Below are 20,221 nucleotides of genomic sequence, written 5' to 3'. Positions count from 1 at the left end.
CGCGCGGCGGCATGGATTCGGAAACGATCGATTATACGGGATCGGGGCCGGCTTCCGGGCAAAGCGCCGGAAAGCGGCTCGGCCATCCGGCCGGCCCGGCCGGGCCACCCGCCGGGCCGATTCGCCTTAAGATGCTCGGCATGCCAACCGGCCGTGCCCGACAAGGCCGGCCATGAAAGGAGACGATTCGACGATGGGTGCCCTGAGCCATATCCGCGTGCTGGACCTCACCCGCGTGCTCGCGGGCCCGTGGTGCGCGCAGACCCTTGCCGATTTCGGCGCGGACGTGATCAAGGTCGAGCGCCCCGGCGCCGGCGACGACACGCGCCACTGGGGGCCGCCGTACCTGAAGGACGCGGACGGCGCGGATACCGCCGAGGCCGCGTACTACCTCGCGGCGAACCGCAACAAGCGCTCGGTGACGGTCGACATCGCGACGCCCGAAGGCCAGCAGATCGTGCGCGAGCTCGCCGCGCAGAGCGACGTCGTGCTCGAGAACTACAAGGTCGGCCAGTTGAAGAAATACGGGCTCGACTACGACTCGCTGCGCGCGGTGAAGCCCGACCTCGTCTACTGCTCGGTCACGGGCTTCGGCCAGACCGGCCCGTACGCGCACCGCGCGGGCTACGACTTCATCGTCCAGGGGATCGGCGGCTTCATGAGCATCACCGGCGAGCGCGACGGCGAGCCGGGCGGCGGCCCGCAGAAGGCCGGCGTCGCGATCGCCGACCTCGCGACCGGCCTCTACTCGACGATCGCGGTGCTCGCCGCGCTCGCACACCGCGACCGGACGGGCGAAGGCCAGTACATCGACATGGCGCTGCTCGACGTGCAGGTCGCGCTGCTCGCGAACATGAACACCAACTACCTCGCGAGCGGCAAGCCGCCGGTGCGCTGGGGCAACGCGCATCCGAACATCGTGCCGTACCAGACGTTCCAGACGCGCGACGGCTGGATCATCGTCGCGGTCGGCAACGACGGCCAGTTCCGCAAGTTCGTCGAGGCCGGCGGCCGGCCCGGGCTGGCCGACGACGAGCGTTTCGCGACGAACCCGGCGCGCGTGCGCCACCGCGACACGCTGGTGCCGATCCTCGCGGAGATGGTGAAGACGCGCGGCAAGGCCGACTGGATCGGTGCGCTCGAAGCGGCCGGCGTGCCGTGCGGGCCGATCAACGATCTCGACGAGGTATTCGACAACGAGCAGGTCGTCGCGCGCGGGATGCAGGTGTCGCTACCGCACCCGTGCGGCGCGGACGCGAAGCTCGTGCGCAACCCGATCCGGATGAGCGCGACGCCGCCCGAGGCGCGCACGGCCCCGCCGCTGCTCGGCGCGCAGACCGACGACGTGCTGCGCGACATGCTCGGCTACGACGATGCGAGGATCGCCGCGCTGCGGGCGAAACAGGCAATCTGAAAGCGGTGGCCGGCGCGTGTGCGGGCAGGCGCGTGGCGGCGGCCTCGACCACCACCCCGCGTCGTCAATCGCGGTGGGCGAGCGCGTCGAGCCAGGCGCGCGCCTCGGGCCAGTCGCCGAGCCCGCCGTCCGCGTTGATGTGGCCGCGCGGGCCGATATCGTGGAACGCACTGCCCCACGCGTTCGCACAGGTGCGGGCGAACGCGAGCGAGCCATAAGGATCGTCGCTGCTGGCGACGACGCAGGTCGGAAACGGCAGCCGTTCGTACGGCACGGGCCCGAAGCCGTGTGCATCGGCCGGGAACGCGGGACCGTCGGGATCGGGCAGCGCGACCAGCAACGCGCCGCGCACTTTCGCGAGCGCGGCCGGGCGTGCATAGCGCGTCGCCCACCACGCGGCGGTCAGCGTACCGAGACTGTGGCCGGCAAGCAGCACCGGCCCGCGAGCGGCTTCAACAGCCCGATCGAGCGCGAGGCACCAGCCGTTGCGGAACGCCCGGTCCCAGTCGGGCATCGCGACGCGCGAGAAACGTGCATCGGCACGCTCCCAGCGGCTCTGCCAGTGGAGCGGGCCGGAATTGGCGTAGCCCGGCAGGACGAGAACGGGGAATCGAACGGAGAATCGGCTCATGGAAAGTGCGTCGACGCGTGAAATCGTTATGTTGCGTCGACGCAGTGTCGCACACCCGTTCCTCCCTGATGCCGCCTGTCTAATACCGGAAGGATGTGCGTGGGGTCGGGACGCGCTGAGCGCGGCGTCGCGACCGGACGGCAAGCCGCGTTGCAGGCGGCTCGCGTCATGTCTGTCGGTCAGCGCACGTTCGCGCCGACGATGCCGCCCGCCGCGGCGCCCGCAACCGTGCCGAGCGGGCCGCCCGTCACGAGATAGCCGAGTGCGCCGCCCGCGGCCGCGCCGATGCCGGCATTGCGCTGCGTATGCGTCATCGCGCATGCGCCGAGTTGCGACAGGGCCGCGACGATCACGGCGGTACGAACGATAAACGTGGTCTTCTTCATCATGATTTTTGGTTTCCTCCCGCCGCGCGGGAATCCGAGCGGCGGCATTGAATCGGTGCAGCCATCATAGGCAACGCCAAACGGCCCGGGCAATCCGATTTACGTCGTGTTACAGCCGACACAATATCGAGATAATCGCTCGAAACCCGCCCCCGCCATGCCGCAAGCCGCGCGGGACGGACCCCGGTCAGGTAGAATCACGGGATTAAACCGGCGCGACGCGCCGACACAACCTGACGCTATCCGCATGAGCACCGAACGCAACGACGCCCCCGCGGCTTCCAATTTCATCCGCAACATCATCGACGACGACAACCGCACCGGCAAATGGGGCGGCCGCGTCGAGACGCGCTTTCCGCCCGAGCCGAACGGCTATCTGCACATCGGCCATGCCAAGAGCATCTGCCTGAACTTCAGCGTCGCGCGCGACTACGGCGGCGTGTGCCACCTGCGCTTCGACGACACCAACCCGGAAAAGGAAAGCGTCGAGTACGTCGACTCGATCGTCGACGCGGTGCGCTGGCTCGGCTTCGACTGGCGCAAGGACGCGGTCGATCACCAGTACTTCGCGAGCGACTACTACGACAAGCTGTACGAGTTCGCCGAGCTGCTGATCCAGCGCGGCAAGGCGTATGTCGACAGCCAGAGCGCCGATGAAATGCGCGCGAACCGCGGCTCGCTGACGGAAGGCGGCAAGCCGTCGCCGTTCCGCGATCGCACGCCGGAAGAAAACCTCGACCTGTTCCGCCGCATGAAGGCCGGCGAGTTCAAGGAAGGCGAGCACGTGCTGCGCGCGAAGATCGACATGGCTTCGCCGAACATGAACATGCGCGACCCGGTGATCTACCGGATCCGCTACGCGCACCACTACCGCACCGGCGACGCATGGTGCGTGTACCCGATGTACGACTACACGCACTGCATCTCGGATGCGCTCGAAGGCATCACGCATTCGCTGTGCACGCTCGAATTCGAGGATCACCGGCCGCTGTACGACTGGGTGCTGAACGAACTCGCAGAAGCCGGCGTGTTCACGCGTCCGCTGCCGCAACAGATCGAATTCTCGCGACTGAACCTCACGTACGCGATCACCAGCAAGCGCAAGCTGCTGCAGCTCGTCACCGAAGGCCACGTCGACGGCTGGGACGACCCGCGGATGCCGACGATCGTCGGCGTGCGCCGCCGCGGCTTCACGCCGGAGAGCATCCACCTGTTCTGCGAGCGGATCGGCGTGACGAAGATCGACTCGTGGATCGACATGAGCATCTTCGAAGGCGCGCTGCGCGACGACCTCGACGACAAGGCCGCGCGCACGGTCGCCGTGCTCGATCCGCTGAAGCTCGTGATCGACAACTACCCGGAAGATCTCGAAGAAGCGTGCACGGCGCCCGTGCATCCGCACCACCCGGATCGCGGCGTGCGCACGTTCCCGATCTCGCGCGAGCTGTGGATCGAGCGCGAGGACTTCGTCGAGAACCCGCCGAAGGGCTATTTCCGCCTGTTCCCGGGCAACAAGGTGCGCCTGCGCTACGGCTACGTGATCGAGTGCACGGGCTTCGACAAGGACGCCGAAGGCAACGTGACGGCCGTGCACTGCAACTACTTCCCGGACAGCAAGTCGGGCACCGAAGGCGCGAACGCGTACAAGGTCAAGGGCAACATCCACTGGGTCAGCGCGAAGCATGCGCAGCCGGCCGAAGTGCGGATCTACGACCGCCTGTTCAAGGAGCCGCATCCGGACGCGGGCGGCGCGAACTTCCTCGAGGCGCTGAACCCCGATTCGAAGAAGATCGTGCAGGCGTACCTCGAGCCGGGCAACGGCGACATCGCACCGGAAACGCGCCTGCAGTTCGAGCGTCACGGCTACTTCGTGGCCGACCGGGTCGATTCGAAGCCGGGCCAGCCCGTGTTCAACCGGATCGTCGGGCTGCGTGACAGCTGGGGCAAGCCGGCGTAACGGCATGCTCCGCGCGCGGCTTCGCAAGCCGCCGTCGCGTGACCATAAAAAAACCGGCCCCAGGGCCGGTTTTTTATTGCGTGCTGCGAAGCGAAAGCGCCGTCATGACGCAGCGCAAGCCGCCGCGCTCACTCACCCGCCCGTCAACCGCCGATGCAACGCCACCAGCGACAGCTTCGTGCGAAACAGCCGCGCGAGGCTGCGGCTTGCATATGCGTCGATGTCGCCGGGCACGGTCCAGCGATACGCATCCATCTCGGGAATCATCGAGCCGTCGCGACGGCTCGGAAACAGCGACGTGCACATGCACTGCGCGGGATCGATCTCGCCGTCGGCCACCTGCACCGCGAACAGGTGCAAGTCCTTGTCGTGCCGGTAAGCAAAACGCCCGAGATCGAGCAACCGGGCCGGCGCGAATGCGATGCCCGTTTCCTCGAGCAGTTCACGCAGCGCCGCGTCGACCGGCGACTCTCCCGGCTCGCCCTGCCCCTTCGGGATGTCCCAGTGGGTGGTATCCGTCGCGTGGGCGAGGAACACGCGACCGGCCCCATCGAGGATCACGACGCCGCACGACACCGTGCGCGCCGCGCCGCCCCGCTTCATCACGCGCGCGCTCAGCGTTTCTGCAGCTGCCACTTGCCCGCGTCGCTCTTGCAGTAGACGGGCTTGAGCGTCATCGTCTGGCCCTTCGCGGTGATTTCGGTGGCGATTTCACGGCAGGTCTTGCCGTCCGTCTCGGTCGTGGTCGGCGTGAGCTTCGCATCGATCTGCGTGCCGCGGCCGGTGCTCTGCCACGTCGTGGTCTCGCCGTCCTTGCCTTCGTCGCGCACCTGCACGACCGCCTTGGAAAGCGACGCGCGGTCGGTCTTGCTGAAGTAGCTGAGCGGCGTGTCGTTCAGGAAGTTCAGGTTGTTCTGCGCATGGGCGGGCAGCATCGCTGCTGCGCACGCGGCACCGGCCAGCACGCGCGTGACGACGGAAAGGGATGCACGCATCGACATGTTGTTCTCCTTGGATGTTCGATCGAACGGCGCCGTGCATGCCGGCGAACCGGCACGCACACTGCGCCTGTCAGCGAGCGAGGATAGCATGCGTGCCGTTCGCGCCGCCTGCTAGGGCCTGTTCACGCGAATGACGGGCTTGCGCTGGCGCTAGTGGCCGGCCGGCGCGGCCGTTTGCTGGTATCCGTCGGTCAGCGTACCCAGGAATGCGATCACGTCCTTGATCTCGGCCGCGTTCAGCGCCGGCTGCTCGCCGCGCTTGCGATCGAACGGCGCCTCGCGGTTGATGTTCGGCCAGTAGCGCCTGGGCAGGTCGTCGTAGATCTGCACCTTGCCGTGCACGACCGGATAGAACTTCTCCGGATGGATGTCGCGCTCGACGTAGAAGCGCATCACGTCATCCAGCGTGTGATACACGCCGTTGTGGAAGAACGTCTTGCGCAGCGCGACGTTGCGCAGCGACGGCGTGCGGAACAGCCCGCAGAATTCGTCGCGGCCCTTCAGGTCGGTACGCTCGGGGCCGCACGCGCCGAGATCGTGGAAACGCGGGTCGCGATTGACGGGCAACGCGCGATTGCGCGGCACCGCGATCGCGATCAGCCCGAAATCGCTGAACTGCGGCGGCGTGCCGTCGAGCGCGCGCTGGCTGATGTGGCAGCTCGCGCAATTGCCCTTCTTCTCGTCGTTGAACAACTGCAGGCCGCGCAATTCGGCCGGCGTGAGCTGCGCATGGCCGGCAAGATACGCGTCGTACTTGCTCGTGTACGGCGAGAACAGTTCGGGCGTCTGCTCGAAGGTCTCGAGCGCGCGCAGCACGGCCTTGAACGCGGCAGCGTCGTCATCGAGCACCTTCACGCCGAACACCGCGCGGAACTCCTCCGCATACGGCGCGGCCTTCACGGCCTGCGCCACCTTCGCGGGCGAGCTGTTCATCTCGAACGGTGACGTAAGCGGAATGCGCGCCTGCTCAGCGCCCGTGTCGACCCGGCCGTCCCACGTGAGGCCGCCCGTCGGGCCCGCATCGACGCTCTCGTCGCCTTCGTCGTCGGAATCGTGGAAATGCTCGGTGAACTGCGGCACGCCCTGCAGGTACTTCAGCGACGGCACCGCGCGAAAACCGGGGCGCTTCATGTCGTCGCCGCCGAACTGCACGGCCAGCGCGTTGGGTGGACCGAACGCGTGATCGGGGCTGTGGCACGACGCGCACGCGAGCTTGCCGGAACCTGACAGCGCAGGGTCGAAGAAAAGTTGCTTGCCGAGCGCCGTCATCCGGCGCACGCCTTCGTAAACTTGTGCCCGCGTCTGCGGCCGGTTCGTCTCGACCACCGCGCCGCTGGCGGCAACCGTTGCGGACGCAACCACGTTCGCGGCGCCCGGCGCACTCGCCGCGCGCGCGGACTGCGCGGGCGGCGCACCCGCCCCCGGCTGTCCGTCACAGCCGGCAAGGGTTGCAAGCGTGGTGGCCAGCGCGAATGCGCCGGTCAGGTGCAGCCACGAACGCGCGAACGCGCCGGCTGTCGGTTGGCGAGGCTTCATCGATTCGTCGGGAAGTGGGTTCAGGAGCGGCCGGAGTTTATGTCAGCCGCATGACCGTTACATGACGGCCGATCGACAGGCAATCGAAAGGACGCCTACACCCGGCTGTCAAATCGCCCCCTCAAAATGCTTACAGCCGGACATGCCACGGTTCCCCTCGCGAACCGGCGGTACACGAATGCGCCGGTTTCCCACGCGACAAGAGAGATAGAGAGTACAACGGATGAAAAACCACGCCTGGATTCGCTTTACACCGATCGCCGTTGCCGCGGCCGCCGCCCTGACCGCCTGCGGCGGCGACGACGTGCAGCAGCAAGGCCTGTCGACGGTGAAGAACGTCGTCGTGATCTATGCGGAAAACCGCAGCTTCGACAACCTGTACGGCAACTTCCCGGGCGCGAACGGCCTGCAGAATGTGACTGCGGCAAGCGCGCAGCAGAAGGACCGCAACGGCCAGCCGCTCGCGACGCTGCCGAAGGCCTGGGGCGGCCTGACGGCGAAGGGCGTCACGCCGGCCGTGACCGAAGCGATGACGGCCAACCTGCCGAACGCGCCGTTCGCGATCGACGACCCGAAAGGCTTCAACACGCCGATGAGCGTGACGACGCGCGACCTGTATCACCGCTTCTACGAGAACCAGATGCAGATCAACGGCGGCAAGAACGACATGTTCGCCGCGTGGGCCGACTCGGGCGGCCTCGTGATGGGCCACTACACGCCCGACGCGACGAAGCTGCCGCTGTGGAAGATCGCGCAGCAGTTCACGCTCGCCGACAACTTCTTCATGGGTGCGTTCGGCGGTTCGTTCCTGAACCACCAGTACCTGATCTGCGCGTGCGCGCCGTTCTACGCGAACGCGAACAAGAGCCCCGCGGCCGGGTCGATCTCGGCCGTCGCCGCGGACGGCAAGTCGCTGCAGCTCGCGAGCAACTCGCCGGCCTCGGCGCTCGACGGCGTGCCGAAGTTCGTGAATTCGGGCAACCTGACGCCGGACTTCTACGCGATCAACACGATGCAGCCGCCGTACCAGCCGAGCGGCAACAAGGCCGCATCGGGCGGCGACCCGAACCTCGCCGATCCGTCGGCCGCGACGACGCTGCCGCCGCAGTCGCAACAGAACATCGGCGACCTGCTGACCAACGCGGGCGTGTCGTGGGCATGGTACGGCGGTGCGTGGAACCAGGCGCTGCAAGCCGCACAGAGCGGCACGGCGAACGTGATCTACGGCCCGAACATGACGGCGCCGAACTTCCAGCCGCACCACCAGCCGTTCAACTACTACGCGAACCAGGCGCCGGGCAGCGCGAACCGCGCGCAGCACCTGCTCGACGGCGGCACCGACGGCAGCGAATTCATCAAGGCGATCGACGCGGGCACGCTGCCGCAGGTCGCGTTCTACAAGCCGCAGGGCAACCTGAACGAGCACCCGGGTTACACGGACGTCGCGAGCGGCGACCAGCATATCGCGAACGTGCTCGCCCACCTGCAGGCAAGCCCGCAGTGGAAGAACATGGTCGTGGTCGTCACGTACGACGAAAACGGCGGCTTCTGGGATCACGTGGCGCCGCCGAAGGGCGACCGCTGGGGCCCGGGCACGCGGATTCCGGCACTCATCGTGTCGCCGTTCTCGAAAAAGGGCTTCGTCGACCACACGCAATACGACACCGCGTCGATCCTGCGCTTCATCACGCGCCGCTTCTCGCTGCCGCGCCTCGCGGGCCTGCAACAGCGCGACGACGCGTTGAAGGCGAACGGCGGGCAGCCGATGGGCGACCTGACGAACGCGCTGCAACTGTCGCCGAACCTGTAACGGCGGAGCGACGCGGCAACGCACCGGCGAGTGCGTTGCCGGCCACGACACGGCAAGGGGCGGCTTCGGCCGCCCTTTGTCATGGCATAAACGCGAACGCAAGCACGTGCGCGCCGCGTCACCCGCCGTACTTCGGCCCGGCGCCATCGAGTGCGATGGCCAGAATCATCGCGCGTGCATTCGGCGGCATCGGCCGACCACTCGGGCGGAATACGTCGTCCCCGCACGCGGATCCGTGCGCCGGACAGCACGCAGACCCCGGCCTGCCGTGCCCGCCCGGGTTTCCAGTGCTGCTCGCCAAAGTGCGCGCGGCCCGGTTCGAACCAGCGTACGACCAGCAACTGGGCCGAACGCGCGAGCACCTGACCGTGCGGGCAGACCGTCGACGCGCGCGGACGGTCGAGCACCGCCGCCAGGATCATCGCATTCGGTTCGAACGGCGCCCGCCCGCGCGGGCTGAAAACGGCGTCGCCGCAAATGATCTTCTCGCCGGACAGCACGCAGCGGCCCGAGCGCAGCGCACGATCAGCATCTCGTCGGAATACGCGAGCACCTGCACACGCGCTTCGGATTGCTCATGGCGCAAGGTGTCCCGTGAACGAAAAAAAGACGGGCCTGCCGCGACCGTCGAAACGGCAGGAGCCGGAGGTATGTCAGCGCCGGATCGTCATCCAGCTCGAAATATTTAATCCGCAAACGCACGGCGCAAACACCCGGGAAACGGAATCGATGCCGGTTCGGGGCTCCCCGCGCTTTTTTTCTTCGCGCAAACCCGATACGCTTTCGCAATCTTGACGGCGCGCACCGCGCCGCTCGCCTGCCATCCCGGGTCGCCCGCCATGAAACCGTATTGCCTGTCGCTGCTTGCCGGCATCCTCGCCGGTGCCATCTACGGCGCGCTCCGCGTGAATTCGCCGGCGCCGCCGCTCATCGCGCTCACCGGCCTGCTTGGCATGCTGGCCGGCGAACAGATCCTGCCCGTCGCGCGCCGGATGTTCGCGGGCCATCGCCTGACCGCCGCTTGGCGCGATGCACAATGCAGCCGGCACATGTTCGGCGCGCTGCCCGGCGGCACCACGAACGATCGCAAGCCGTCATGACGCAATCGTTCGCCGCCGGCCACGCATGACCAACGTCGAGCTGTTTCATTACCTGCTGCTGTTGATCTGCGGTGCGGGTGCACTCACGTGGCTCGCCGAGCGGATTTCGATTCCGCCGGCCGTCGTGCTGCTGCTCGGCGGATGTGTGGTCGCGGTTGCCGGCAAGCGCGTACCCGACATGGACCCGGCGCTGCTGCTCGCGGCCGTGCTGCCGCCGCTGCTGATGTCGAGCGGGTTCTACACCGCATGGAAGGAATTCCGGCAGGAGCTTGCGCCGATCGCGTCGCTCGCGCTCGGCGCGGTGGTATTCACCACCGTCGCGGTCGCACTCGCCGTGCATGCGGCGAACCCGGCGCTGCCATGGGCCGCATGCTTCACGCTCGGCGCGATCGTGTCGCCGCCTGACGCGGTCGCCGCGAAGGCGATCCTGCAGCGCCACCCGCTGCCCTCACGGCTCGTCGCGGTGCTCGAAGGCGAAAGCCTCGTCAACGATGCGTCGGGCCTGCTGCTGTACCAGATGGCCGTGTCGGCCGCGCTCGCCGTGTCGATCACGGCCGCGAGCGCCACCGGCCTGTTCTTCTCGCTCACGCTGATCGGCATCGCGGTCGGCCTCGCGTGCGGCCATGCGATGAGCTGGGTACTTCCGCGCCTGCGCGACCCGATGCTCGGCATCGTCGTGACCTTCGCGATGGCGTGGGGCAGCTATGGGATCGCGGAAGCCGTCGAAGGCTCGGGCGTGCTGTCGGTCGTCACCTGCGGCCTCGTGCTCGGCGTGCGCCAGCATCGCGTGTTCGACGCCGACATGCGGATCAAGGCGAAGGCGACGTGGGAAGCGATCGTGTTCGTGCTCGACGCACTCGTGTTCATCCTGATCGGCCTCGCGCTGCACGCGATCCTCGCACGCGTGAACCATGAAGGCGCGGTGCTGATGGCCGGCCTGCGCGTCGCGCTGCCCGCCACCGCCGCCGCGATCGCCGCGCGCATCGTGTGGGTGTTCGTCGCGATGTGGCTGCCGGGCCGCCTGCGCGCGCCGCGCGCCGGCCACGCACCGTGGTCGTGGCGCGAGGCCGTCGTGCTCGGCTGGTCGGGCATGCGCGGTGTCGTGAGCCTCGCGGCCGCGATCGCGCTGCCCGCCCAATTCCCCGGCCGCGACCTGATCCTGTTCAGCACGTTCCTGTTGATCATCGCCACGCTCGTCGTGCAGGGCGGCACGCTCGCGCCGCTGATCCGCGTGCTGAAGCTGCGCCCGGCCGCGCGGCACACGATGTCCGAGCATGCGGTGCGTGCGCATGCGTTCGGCGCGGCGCTCGCCGAACTCGACGCGCTCGACAAGCGCGGGTCGACCCTCGAGCGGCCGTCGCTCGAGCGCCTGCTCGCCGAATACCGGAACCGCGTCACCTTCAACGAACGCGCGCATCGCCACGGCGCCGAACCGGCCAACGTGCGTGCGCGCATGCTGCGGGTCGAACTCGGACTCGTCGGCGTGTCGCGCCGTGCGCTGCTCGACCTGCATCGCGACGGCAAGGTCGACGACGCCGTGCTGCACCGGATCGAATCGGAACTCGATTTCGAGGAACTGCGGCTGCAGCGGCTGCTCGAACCGTAACGCCCAGCCACGCCGCCGGCCTTCCCCTTTTTCCCCATGGAACTGCAATGAGCGAACTGTCCGTCGAAGCAAGCATCGGCTCCGTCGATTACCTCGTCCACTTCAGCGACGGCGTCCACCAGTGGCGCGCCGACGAACCGGCGTCACTGGGCGGCGGCGATGCGGCACCCACGCCCGTCGCGCTGCTGCTGTCGAGCCTCGGCGCATGCACCGCGATCACGCTGAAGATGTACGCGCAGCGCAAGAGCTGGCCGCTCACCGAAGTGCACGTGAAGCTCGCGCACGAATCGGCCGGCACCGGCAGCACGATCGTGCGCCGCATCACGCTGGAAGGCGACCTGTCGGGCGAGCAGCGCGAGCGCCTGCTGCAGATCGCGAACGCGTGCCCGGTGCACAAGATCCTCACGCATCCGATCACCATCGACACGGCGATCGCCTGACGCGTCCCGCCTCGACCACGAGACCCCACCATGTCCGCCTCGATCAAGACCCTGCTCACGCCGCGCGAAAGCGACATCGGCAACCTCGTCGTGCGTCGCGTGCTGCCCGCGCGCGCCGCGCGCCTCGTCGGCCCGTTCATCTTCTTCGACGAGATGGGGCCGGCCGTGTTGCCGGCCGGCCGCGGCATCGACGTGCTGCCGCATCCGCACATCGGCCTCGCGACCGTCACCTACCTGTTCGACGGCTCGCTGATGCATCACGACAGCCTCGGCTTCCGGCAGAAGATCGTGCCGGGCGACGTGAACTGGATGACGGCCGGCCGCGGCATCGTGCATTCGGAGCGCTCGCCCGACGAAGACCGGCCGCATGACCAGCCGGTCCACGGGATCCAGACCTGGGTCGCGCTGCCGGTCGAGCATGAAGACACCGCGCCCGCGTTCGTCCATCATGCGGCCGAGACGCTGCCGTCGTTCACGCGAGACGGCGCAAGCGTGCGCGTGATCGCGGGTACCGCGTTCGGGCTCACGTCGCCGGTCGCCGTGTTCTCGCCCACGCTCTATGCGTATGCGGAATTCGCCGCAGGCGGCACGCTCGCGCTCGACGCCGAACATGAGGAGCGCGGCGTGTACCTCGTCGACGGCGACCTCGCCATCGACGGCACCCCGCTCGCCCCCGCGACGATGGCCGTGCTCGAACCCGGCGCGACCGTGGCGCTCGCCAGCGCGAACGGCGCACGCGTGATGCTGCTCGGCGGTGCGCACCTGCCGGGCGAGCGTTTCATCGAATGGAATTTCGTGTCGAGCGCGCGCGCGAAGATCGACGCGGCCCGTGCGGCGTGGGCCGATCAGACCTTCGGCAAGGTACCGGGCGAAGAAAACGAGTGGACGCGCCAGCCGGAACGCAAGGTGCAGTCAACGTCGGATAGTTGACGCGACATGCGCCCCCCCTGCGGGAGAGTCGTCACACACGAGCCCGGCCGGGCTGCGGCAAATGACGGAATGCCCGGGTTTCGTGTCGACCGAACCCGGGTGGCATCGGGTCAACCGCCGCCGCCCACCGCATCGGCCGCCACGCTTTTCAGCGCTTCAATCCCATCAGCTTCGCGAGCGTCGGCCACCGGTCGAGCGACTCGATGAACGCGCGGCGCGCCTGCTCGTCGACGTAACGCTCGGGATCGAGCGCGGGCAGATGCCGCGCGAGACCGATCACGTCGTTCGGTTGCGACAGGCGATCGTCATCGGCGTCGCCGGGAAGCATTACTGTTCGTCGATCCATACGCCATCCGGAGTTTTCACCGAGTAGCCCGCGGCCGTCTGCATCGTCACCGTGCCCTCGTTCTCGCCCACCATCCGCGTGCGCGGCAGGTCGGCCGCGTACTGCGCGAGCGTCGTGCCCGGCTTGAACGGGCTGTTCGACACGAGGTTCGACAGCAGTTGCGCGAGCGCGAGGAAGCTGGTCGGTTGATCGATCACGGTCGTCGCGCCGTGGTTGCCGGTAAAGCCGATGAGCCGCACGCCGACCGGCCCGTGCACGATGCGCGGCGTCGGGATCTCGCGCAGGCCCGCGACCTGGTTCTTGTCGCCGCGCAGCGCGGCGCCGTGCTCGGGCACGAACACGATCACCGCGCGGCGGCCCGATTGTGCGATCAGGTCGGCGAGGCGGTCGAAGTCGTCCATCAGCTTCGTCGCGCGCTGCGGATACGAGTCGATGCTCGTCAGCGAACTGCCGACGAGCCGGTTGCCGTCATGCAGGCTGATCGTGTTGTAGTACAACGCGACCGGGCCCGGCACCGACGCGCGCTGTGCATACCAGTTCGCGAGCGTCGAGTAGTCGTCCTTGATCGGCGAGCCGTCGAACGCGTGCATCGCGACGGGCGCGGCCGCGTTCGACACCGGCGGCGCGTCGGGCACCCCGATGTTGTCGTGGACCACCTGCAGGAAGTTGTCGAAATGGCCGTCGTGGTTCAGCAGCGACTGCACCTTGTAGCCCGCGCTCGCCAGTTGCGAGAACAGGTAGCACTGCTGCGGCGCCGGCTTGTACAGGTCGGCGTGCGCTTCCTGCCCGCAGCTCGCGCGCAGCACGCGGATCGCCGCCGGGCCGCTGTAGCTCGCGGCCGTGCTGAAGTTGGTGAACAGGTAGTCGAAGTGGCTCAGCATCGGATGGTTGCGCACCTTCGCGGCATCGAGGTCGTCCCACGACAGCGAGCAGATGTGCAGCACGATCACGTCGAACTGCGTGGCCGGATCGTTGCCGAGATGGCCGAATGCGACCTGCCGCTGCGATTCCTGCGTGCGGAACGTCGCGAGCGCGGCGTTGTGATCCTCCGGCTGGCCGGCGAGCGTCGTGCCCGTCGTGTTCGCCTGCTGCGGAGGCGGTGCGACGACGCGCGCCATCAGCCCGCTGCCGGCCTGCCACAGCGGCATCACGATCAGCACCGCCAGCACGAACGTCGCGACGCGCAGCCAGCGATTGACGATGAAATAGACGATCAGCGCGCCGGCCACCGTCAGCAGCAGCACCGGCGGCAGCAGGCGCGGCAGCAGCTCCATCCAGTAGTCGAGGCGGAACGTGCTCACTTCGCGCGCGGCCTCGACGAGCCGGGCGAGCGGTGGCGCATGCATCTCGCGTGCGAGCAGCGGCACCGCGATCGCGATCGCGACGAGCTGCCGGACGAGGCGCCACGCACGCCGCCGGATCGGTGCGCTCGCCGCGAGCGCCACCGCGAACGCGAGGTTCGCGAGCCAGAACGGCTGCAAGTGCCCGGTCGCGAACAGCGCGAACTTCAGGATGAAATACAGATTCCAGAACGTCATCTAACCCACTCCGTGATGAGCGCCGCGTCAGTCGCGCGCCCGATCGAGTTTCGGCGCCAGCATCGCCTGCAGGCCGCGCGCCGCACCCTTCCACATCCGTACATAGCCTTCCAGGCCGATACGCAACACTTCCTTCAGCCCGCCGAGCGGCGTGTCGGGGCGCTCGCCTGCGTGCCAGTCGAGCCACGCGTCCGCGCGGCCGAACGTGCATTGCACGAGCTGGCGCTCCTGTTCGAGCGTCAGTGCCTCGAAGCTCACGCCGACGTGGGTCGGCGTCACGCGGCTCACGCGCACCGGGAACGGGAACGGCCGGTCGCCGCGCGTCACGCACACCGTCAGCGTGTCGCCGACGGCGAGCGCAAGCCCCGGCACCGCTTCGAGGCCCAGGCCGCCGGTCGAATAGTCGCTCGTGAAGCACGCGGCCGTCGAACCGTCGGCGAGCAGCAGCGTGGCCGGCACGCGCATCGCGATCCGGTGCGTGACGCGCACCTGCCTGGTCTCGCGCGCAACGGCCAGCGCCGCGCCGAGCATCGCGAGGTTGTACACGGTCCAGCCGAGCGTGATCAGGATCGTCGACGCCTCGTCGCCCTGGTCGGCCACGAGCCGCCACAGGCCGGCGACGATCGCGAGCACGTTCATCCCGAACAACACCAGGTACGGCTTCGACGTCGACCAGTCGACGTAGCCTTCGTCGATCTTGCCGCCCTTGTCGGTCACGTTGAACTTGCCGTGCTTCGGACTGAAGAACGCGACGGTGGTCGGCAGCGCGATATACCACGCGAGCACCGATTCGTAGACCTCGGCCCAGAACGAATGGCGGTAGCGCCCCTGCATCCGCGAGTTCGCGACGTTCGCCAGCACGAGATACGGGATCACGTAGCTCGCGAGCGCGACCGCGGACGCGTTGATGAAGTACAGGTGGAAGAACAGGTACGCGAGCGGGATCGTCAGGAACACCAACCGCGGAATCCCGTAGAAGAAGTGCAGCATCGCGTTGCCGTAGCAGATCCGCTGGATGAGGCCGAGCCCGCGCCCGAGGAACGGGTTGTCGATGCGGAAGATCTGCGCCATCCCGCGCGCCCAGCGCGTGCGCTGCTTCACGTGGCCCGCGAGGCTTTCGGTTGCGAGACCTGCCGCCTGCACGGTCGGCAGGTACGCCGACGTATAGCCGCGCCGGTGCAGCTTGAGCGCCGTGTGCGCATCCTCGGTCACGGTCTCGACCGCGACGCCGCCCACCTCTTCCAGCGCGCTGCGCTTGAGCACCGCGCACGAGCCGCAGAAGAACGTCGCGTTCCACAGGTCGTTGCCCGACTGCACGAGGCCGTAGAACAGGTTGCCCTCGTTCGGGATCTCGCGGAACGTGCCGAGATTGCGCTCGAACGGATCGGGCGAGAAGAAATGGTGCGGCGTCTGCACGAGCGCGCACTTCGGGTCGCGCAGGAACACGCCCATCGTCGTCTGCAGGAACGAGCGCGTCGGCACGTGATCGCAGTCGAAGATCGCGATGTATTCGCCGTGCGTCTTCGGCAGCGCGCGGTTGATGTTGCCGGCCTTCGCGTGGCGGTTGTCGTCGCGCGTCACGTAGTCGATGCCGGCCTCGCGCGCGAACGCCTCGAATTCGGGGCGCTTGCCGTCGTCGAGCAGGTACACGCGCAGCTTTGCGCTCGGCCAGTCGATGCTCTGCGCGGCGAATACCGTCGGCTTCACGACCGACAGCGGCTCGTTGTAGGTCGGGATGTAGATGTCGACGGTCGGCCAGGTGTCGGGATCGTCGGGCAGCGGCACGATCGGCCGGTCGAGCGGCCATGCGGTCTGCACGAAGCCGAGCAGCAGGATCATCCACGTATAGGCTTCCGCGCCATACAGCAGGTAGCCGGCGACGGCCTCGACCGGGCCGCGGAAATCGAGCGTCTGCGTGGTGCGCCACCACACGTAGCGCAACGTCGCGAGCAGCGCGAGCGACGCGAGCGCGAGCGTCGGCAGATGGCCCGGCAGGCGGCGCAGCGCGAGCGCCAGCACCGCGACGATCGCGAAGAACGCGAACTGCGCGCCAGGCATCAGCGGCGACATCCCGGCTGCGGCCCACAGCAGCGCGCCGGCCACGAGCAGCAGCGGCGCAAGCCAGCGGCGCCGGCCGACGCCGTTCGCGCGCGCATCGAGCCAGCCGCCCCAGCGCACCCACGGCAAGCGTTCGAGCCTCGCGTTGATCCACCGGCCGACCGCGCGCCCGGTCACGTAGACGGGCACGACAACCTTGTCGAACCACGCGAGCGGATCGCGCGCGGGCCGGGCGTCGGCCGTGCGCGGCGCGCGCACGATCGTGCGCCACAGCCATTCGCGCGGACTGAGCGGCTGCAGCACGCCCCACTCGTGCGCAAGCCGCAGGGACGCGACGCGCACCCAGCGGCGCACGTGATCGGGCCGGCCCGGCGGCGGCGCGTGGAAGAACAGCCGCACGAACCAGTCGACCAGCGTGCGTTGCGCCGGCAACCCGATGCCGCGTGCGAGCCAGTCGGCCGCGCGGCGGCCGACTGCGCGCAGGCGCGGCGCGAAGCCCGCGTTCATCGCGCCGCTCCGCGGCGACCGGCGGCGCCTGCCGCCAACCACGTATCGACCCAGTTCGCGACGCCGTTCAGGTCGTGCGACGCCTGCGAATACGGCGCGTCGTCGAAGATCCAGCTGCCGCGCGCGAGCGCTTCGGGCACGGCCGCATCGACGTGGATGCGTTGCTCGAGCATCGATGCCGGCCCCGCGACCGCGCGCAGCATGCCCAGCGCGTCGCGCTGCATGTCGCGCGCCGGATTCAGCCGGTTCACGACGATCTGCAGTTCGCCGCCGCCGGCCCGCAGCGCACCGAGCCGCGCGGCCGTCGTCGCGCACGCGGTCGGCTCGGGCGGCACGACGACGAGCGTCAGGTTCGCGCAGCGAATCGCCTGCTCGGCCTGCGTCGACGGATACCGTGCGGTGTCGATCAGCACGACGCCGTCGGCCGGCAGCGCGATTTCGTCGAGGGCGCGCGACAGCCACGCGGGATCGGCCGCGAGCCGCGCATCGCACGCGGCGGCGCCGGCCGCGTCGAGCTGCCCGTACGGCACGAACAGCACGCCGTCGGCGTTGCGCCACGTCTGCGCATGCCACGGCTCGGCGCCGCCGAGCACGCTTTGCGCGAGGCCGTGCTCGGCGAGCGTGTCGAGGCCGAGCGTTGCGCCCATCAGGTTCTGCGCGTCGAATTCGACGGCGACGACCGGGCGGCCGCGGCGCGCCAGCAGCACCGCGAGCGCAGCCGTGAGCGTCGTGCGGCCCGCGCCGCCCGTGGTCGACGTAATGGCGATCGTCTTCATAGGGCCGCCTCGTCCGCACGCTGGCCGGGCTCGGCATCGGGCAGCAGCCGCCCGCGCAGCGCCACCGGCACGAGTTCGCAGGGTACGGCGTCGCGCCGGTCGATCCCGCGCGGCGCCTGAAAACCGCGGCCGATGCCGAGATGCTGCGCGACGATCCACACGGGCACCGCGATCACGATGCCGACGATGAAACCGATGACGATGTCGGCGATCATGCGACCCCCTGCTTGCGCAGCGGCATCGCGCTGCGGATGGCGCCGCGCTTGCGCGCGGCAGGAATGACGGATTCCGGCGCCGATGCGTCGGCGGCCGCGGCCGCGGCCGACGGCGTCGCCCCGATCGCCTCGAGCGCGACGATCGTATCGATCGCGTCGATCGCCACGCTCACTTCGCGCGGGTCGGGCAGCGCCGCGCCAGGATCGGTGCGCGCGGACGGCGTGCGCCCGGCGCCCGCCGGCTGCGTGGCCGCGAACAGATCGCTGTAGTCGGCAATCGGCGCGCGCCGGTTCTCGGCCTTCAGCGCATTGAGCTCGGTGTCGATGCTGCCGGACCCGAGGCACACGACACGGTCGGACAGCGTATCGACCGGCACGTCGAAGATGCGCGCGAGCGCGTCCTCCGCATCGGCCGGTTCGCACGCGAACAGGAACACGTACAGGTGCGCGGCATCGGCGGTCACGATATCGCCCGTGCGGCGCGGCCGGCAAAACCGCAGCGCGTCGACGTGCGACACGCCCGGCAGCAGCGCGATCTTCGCGAGCGTGTGCGGCAGCGCGAGCACGGCGCCGCGATCGAGCACCGCGCGAATCCGCTGGCAGAACGCACCGACCGGCAGGTAGCCGAGCACCGAATCGCCGAGCGCGGCCGCGAGCGCCGCACGATAGTCGGCCGCGACGGGCCGCGCATAGAGCTGGCCGCGCAGCGCGTGCACGGCGGCCTGCATCCGCGATACCGGCAGGTCGCGCGCGACGACGCGGCTCGCGCCGACGCTCAGCACGAGCATCTCGAACTGCTGGCGCAGCACTTCGCCGCGCTCGACGACCGCGATCTTCAGCGCACCGCCGCACTGCCGGCGCAGCGTGTGCACGTCCGCGCAGAGCGCTTCGAGCTGCGCATGCGAGCGGAACACGAGCACCGCGGTCGCGGCCTCGGCACGCGCGCACGCCGCGACGACGGCCGCGTTGTCCTCGACGATCTCCCAGCCGTCCGGCGCGCGGTTCGCGCCGTCGAGCACCGCGCGGCTGGCGACGACGCGATCCTCGTCGCTCGCGAGCTTCATCCGGTGCGAGGGCCCGGTCAGCCCGCCGTCGATGCTCGCCGACAGCCGGCCGCCCGGCGCAAAGCGCAGCGGCCGTACTTCGCCGGCCGCGAGCGTATCGCCAGCACGCCAGAAATCGACGACCCACAGCAGCTCGCCGTGCGTGCGCTGCAACTGCGCGACGCCCGAGCAGATACCGTGGAAGCCGCCGCGCGTCGTGCGAGCCGTGTCGCGGACGAGCGGAGCATCGTCGGTGCGCGCTGCGTCGCCCGCACGGGTCGCTTCGGGATCGAGCAGCAGCACGAGCGCGATCCGGCGCGTGCGGCACCATTCGGCGAGCGCGTGCGCCTCGTCGGCGAGCGCGATCGGGTCGTCCCAGCTGAACCAGCGCTGCGCGCCCTCGACGAAATACAGCGAGCGCGCGCGAAAGCCGTAGCGCTTCATCGCGCGCAGGCCACCGCTCAGCCGGGCGAACGGGCCCGGCGCCGCGCGGCGCGGTGCGTCCGCCGCGGCGCCGGCGCCGGTGTTGTCACCGTTGGCCGGTTCCGCCGCCGGCGGCATCGCCAGCACGTTCAGGTTGCGCGGCCAGCCGGCCGGCAGCGCGCCGCCCGCGAAGCCGCGCGCCTGCATCTGTTCGGCGACGTGCGCCGCCTCGCGCGCGAGCACGACCGTCACGTCGCGCGTGCGCGCCTGTCGCGCGCTCTCCCACACGAGCGCATCGCAGGCCGGCGTGCCGCCAGCCGCATAGATCGCGTACAGGCCGCCGGCTTCCAGTTGCGTCCAGGCATCGGGCAAGCCGTCGATCGCGAGCCGGCTCACCGGGCCGGCGCGGCCGCCGGCCGGCCCCGCGCCCAGCCGCGCACGCAGGCGGCCCAGCAGGCCGGCGGCGCCGAGCGCGGGACGGGTAGCATCGAGTTCCGTAGTCAC

Annotated in this window: 18 protein-coding genes; 7 read left to right on the top strand and 11 right to left on the bottom strand. The window is 69.2% G+C overall.

Annotated elements, in window-relative coordinates; genetic code table 11:
• Positions 1-193 precede the first annotated feature (193 nt).
• Positions 194-1,414 (top strand): CaiB/BaiF CoA transferase family protein, encoded by a 1,221-nt coding sequence (locus LGN17_RS18435; RefSeq protein WP_226198154.1) that lies wholly within the window; start codon positions 194-196, stop codon positions 1,412-1,414.
• Between the two features lie 64 nt (positions 1,415-1,478).
• On the opposite strand, the gene LGN17_RS18430 is transcribed toward LGN17_RS18435, so the two are convergent.
• Positions 1,479-2,045, bottom strand: coding sequence for an RBBP9/YdeN family alpha/beta hydrolase (locus LGN17_RS18430; protein ID WP_226198053.1), 567 nt, complete (start codon positions 2,043-2,045; stop codon positions 1,479-1,481).
• A gap of 179 nt (positions 2,046-2,224) precedes the next feature.
• Entirely contained in the window at positions 2,225-2,434 is a 210-nt protein-coding gene (locus tag LGN17_RS18425) for an ornithine acetyltransferase (protein WP_011351716.1), read from the bottom strand.
• Positions 2,435-2,678: 244 nt separating this feature from the next.
• On the opposite strand from LGN17_RS18425, the gene LGN17_RS18420 reads away from it, so the two are divergent.
• On the top strand, positions 2,679-4,388 hold the full coding sequence (locus LGN17_RS18420) for a glutamine--tRNA ligase/YqeY domain fusion protein (protein WP_175953036.1): 1,710 nt from the start codon (positions 2,679-2,681) through the stop codon (positions 4,386-4,388).
• A 132-nt stretch (positions 4,389-4,520) separates the two neighbouring features.
• Here LGN17_RS18420 and LGN17_RS18415 read toward each other — a convergent pair whose 3' ends face one another.
• The 3 genes from LGN17_RS18415 to LGN17_RS18405 form a co-directional block, all read right to left on the bottom strand.
• Positions 4,521-4,991: an NUDIX hydrolase gene (locus tag LGN17_RS18415; protein WP_226198153.1), complete on the bottom strand. Its 471-nt coding sequence runs from the start codon at positions 4,989-4,991 to the stop codon at positions 4,521-4,523.
• Positions 4,992-5,002: 11 nt separating this feature from the next.
• The gene (locus LGN17_RS18410) at positions 5,003-5,389 is read right to left on the bottom strand and encodes a hypothetical protein (RefSeq protein WP_226198052.1); all 387 of its coding nucleotides are present in this window, start codon (positions 5,387-5,389) and stop codon (positions 5,003-5,005) included.
• Positions 5,390-5,539: 150 nt separating this feature from the next.
• Positions 5,540-6,925 (bottom strand): cytochrome-c peroxidase, encoded by a 1,386-nt coding sequence (locus tag LGN17_RS18405; RefSeq protein ID WP_226198051.1) that lies wholly within the window; start codon positions 6,923-6,925, stop codon positions 5,540-5,542.
• Between the two features lie 223 nt (positions 6,926-7,148).
• Here LGN17_RS18405 and LGN17_RS18400 point away from each other — a divergent pair, with 223 nt between their 5' ends.
• From LGN17_RS18400 to LGN17_RS18370, 5 genes are all read left to right on the top strand, one after another.
• Positions 7,149-8,735 carry an acid phosphatase gene (locus LGN17_RS18400; protein ID WP_226198050.1) on the top strand — a complete coding sequence of 529 codons (1,587 nt, stop codon included), beginning with the start codon at positions 7,149-7,151 and terminating at the stop codon, positions 8,733-8,735.
• Positions 8,736-9,574: 839 nt separating this feature from the next.
• Positions 9,575-9,835 carry a XapX domain-containing protein gene (locus LGN17_RS18385; RefSeq protein ID WP_226198152.1) on the top strand — a complete coding sequence of 87 codons (261 nt, stop codon included), beginning with the start codon at positions 9,575-9,577 and terminating at the stop codon, positions 9,833-9,835.
• A 25-nt stretch (positions 9,836-9,860) separates the two neighbouring features.
• Positions 9,861-11,441 (top strand): cation:proton antiporter, encoded by a 1,581-nt coding sequence (locus tag LGN17_RS18380; RefSeq protein WP_226198049.1) that lies wholly within the window; start codon positions 9,861-9,863, stop codon positions 11,439-11,441.
• Between the two features lie 47 nt (positions 11,442-11,488).
• Entirely contained in the window at positions 11,489-11,881 is a 393-nt protein-coding gene (locus tag LGN17_RS18375) for an OsmC family protein (RefSeq protein ID WP_226198048.1), read from the top strand.
• Between the two features lie 30 nt (positions 11,882-11,911).
• Positions 11,912-12,811 carry a pirin family protein gene (locus tag LGN17_RS18370; RefSeq protein WP_226198047.1) on the top strand — a complete coding sequence of 300 codons (900 nt, stop codon included), beginning with the start codon at positions 11,912-11,914 and terminating at the stop codon, positions 12,809-12,811.
• 148 nt (positions 12,812-12,959) lie between these two features.
• Here the strand turns inward: LGN17_RS18370 and LGN17_RS18365 are convergent, their stop codons facing one another.
• Genes LGN17_RS18365 through bcsE form a run of 6 tightly spaced genes read right to left on the bottom strand, consistent with a single transcriptional unit; the run spans position 12,960 to position 20,221 of the window.
• Positions 12,960-13,157, bottom strand: a complete 198-nt coding sequence (locus LGN17_RS18365; RefSeq protein WP_175971761.1) for a hypothetical protein — start codon at positions 13,155-13,157, stop codon at positions 12,960-12,962.
• The gene (gene bcsG, locus LGN17_RS18360; protein ID WP_226198046.1) at positions 13,139-14,695 is read right to left on the bottom strand and encodes a cellulose biosynthesis protein BcsG; all 1,557 of its coding nucleotides are present in this window, start codon (positions 14,693-14,695) and stop codon (positions 13,139-13,141) included. Before bcsG ends, LGN17_RS18365 begins: the two co-directional genes overlap by 19 nt.
• Before the next feature lie 27 nt (positions 14,696-14,722).
• Complete coding sequence (gene bcsA, locus LGN17_RS18355; protein ID WP_226198045.1) at positions 14,723-17,260, bottom strand: UDP-forming cellulose synthase catalytic subunit; 2,538 nt, start codon at positions 17,258-17,260, stop codon at positions 14,723-14,725.
• Complete coding sequence (gene bcsQ / locus LGN17_RS18350; protein ID WP_226198044.1) at positions 17,257-18,036, bottom strand: cellulose biosynthesis protein BcsQ; 780 nt, start codon at positions 18,034-18,036, stop codon at positions 17,257-17,259. Before bcsQ ends, bcsA begins: the two co-directional genes overlap by 4 nt.
• Complete coding sequence (locus LGN17_RS18345; protein ID WP_226198043.1) at positions 18,033-18,251, bottom strand: hypothetical protein; 219 nt, start codon at positions 18,249-18,251, stop codon at positions 18,033-18,035. Before LGN17_RS18345 ends, bcsQ begins: the two co-directional genes overlap by 4 nt.
• Entirely contained in the window at positions 18,248-20,221 is a 1,974-nt protein-coding gene (gene bcsE / locus LGN17_RS18340) for a cellulose biosynthesis protein BcsE (protein WP_226198042.1), read from the bottom strand. Before bcsE ends, LGN17_RS18345 begins: the two co-directional genes overlap by 4 nt.

Origin of the sequence: Burkholderia sp. AU30280, assembly GCF_020420125.1 — a bacterium.
Classification (GTDB): Bacteria; Pseudomonadota; Gammaproteobacteria; order Burkholderiales; family Burkholderiaceae; genus Burkholderia.
Note: the sequence above shows the minus strand (reverse complement) of the source record. Positions and strands in the feature narration are given on the sequence as shown.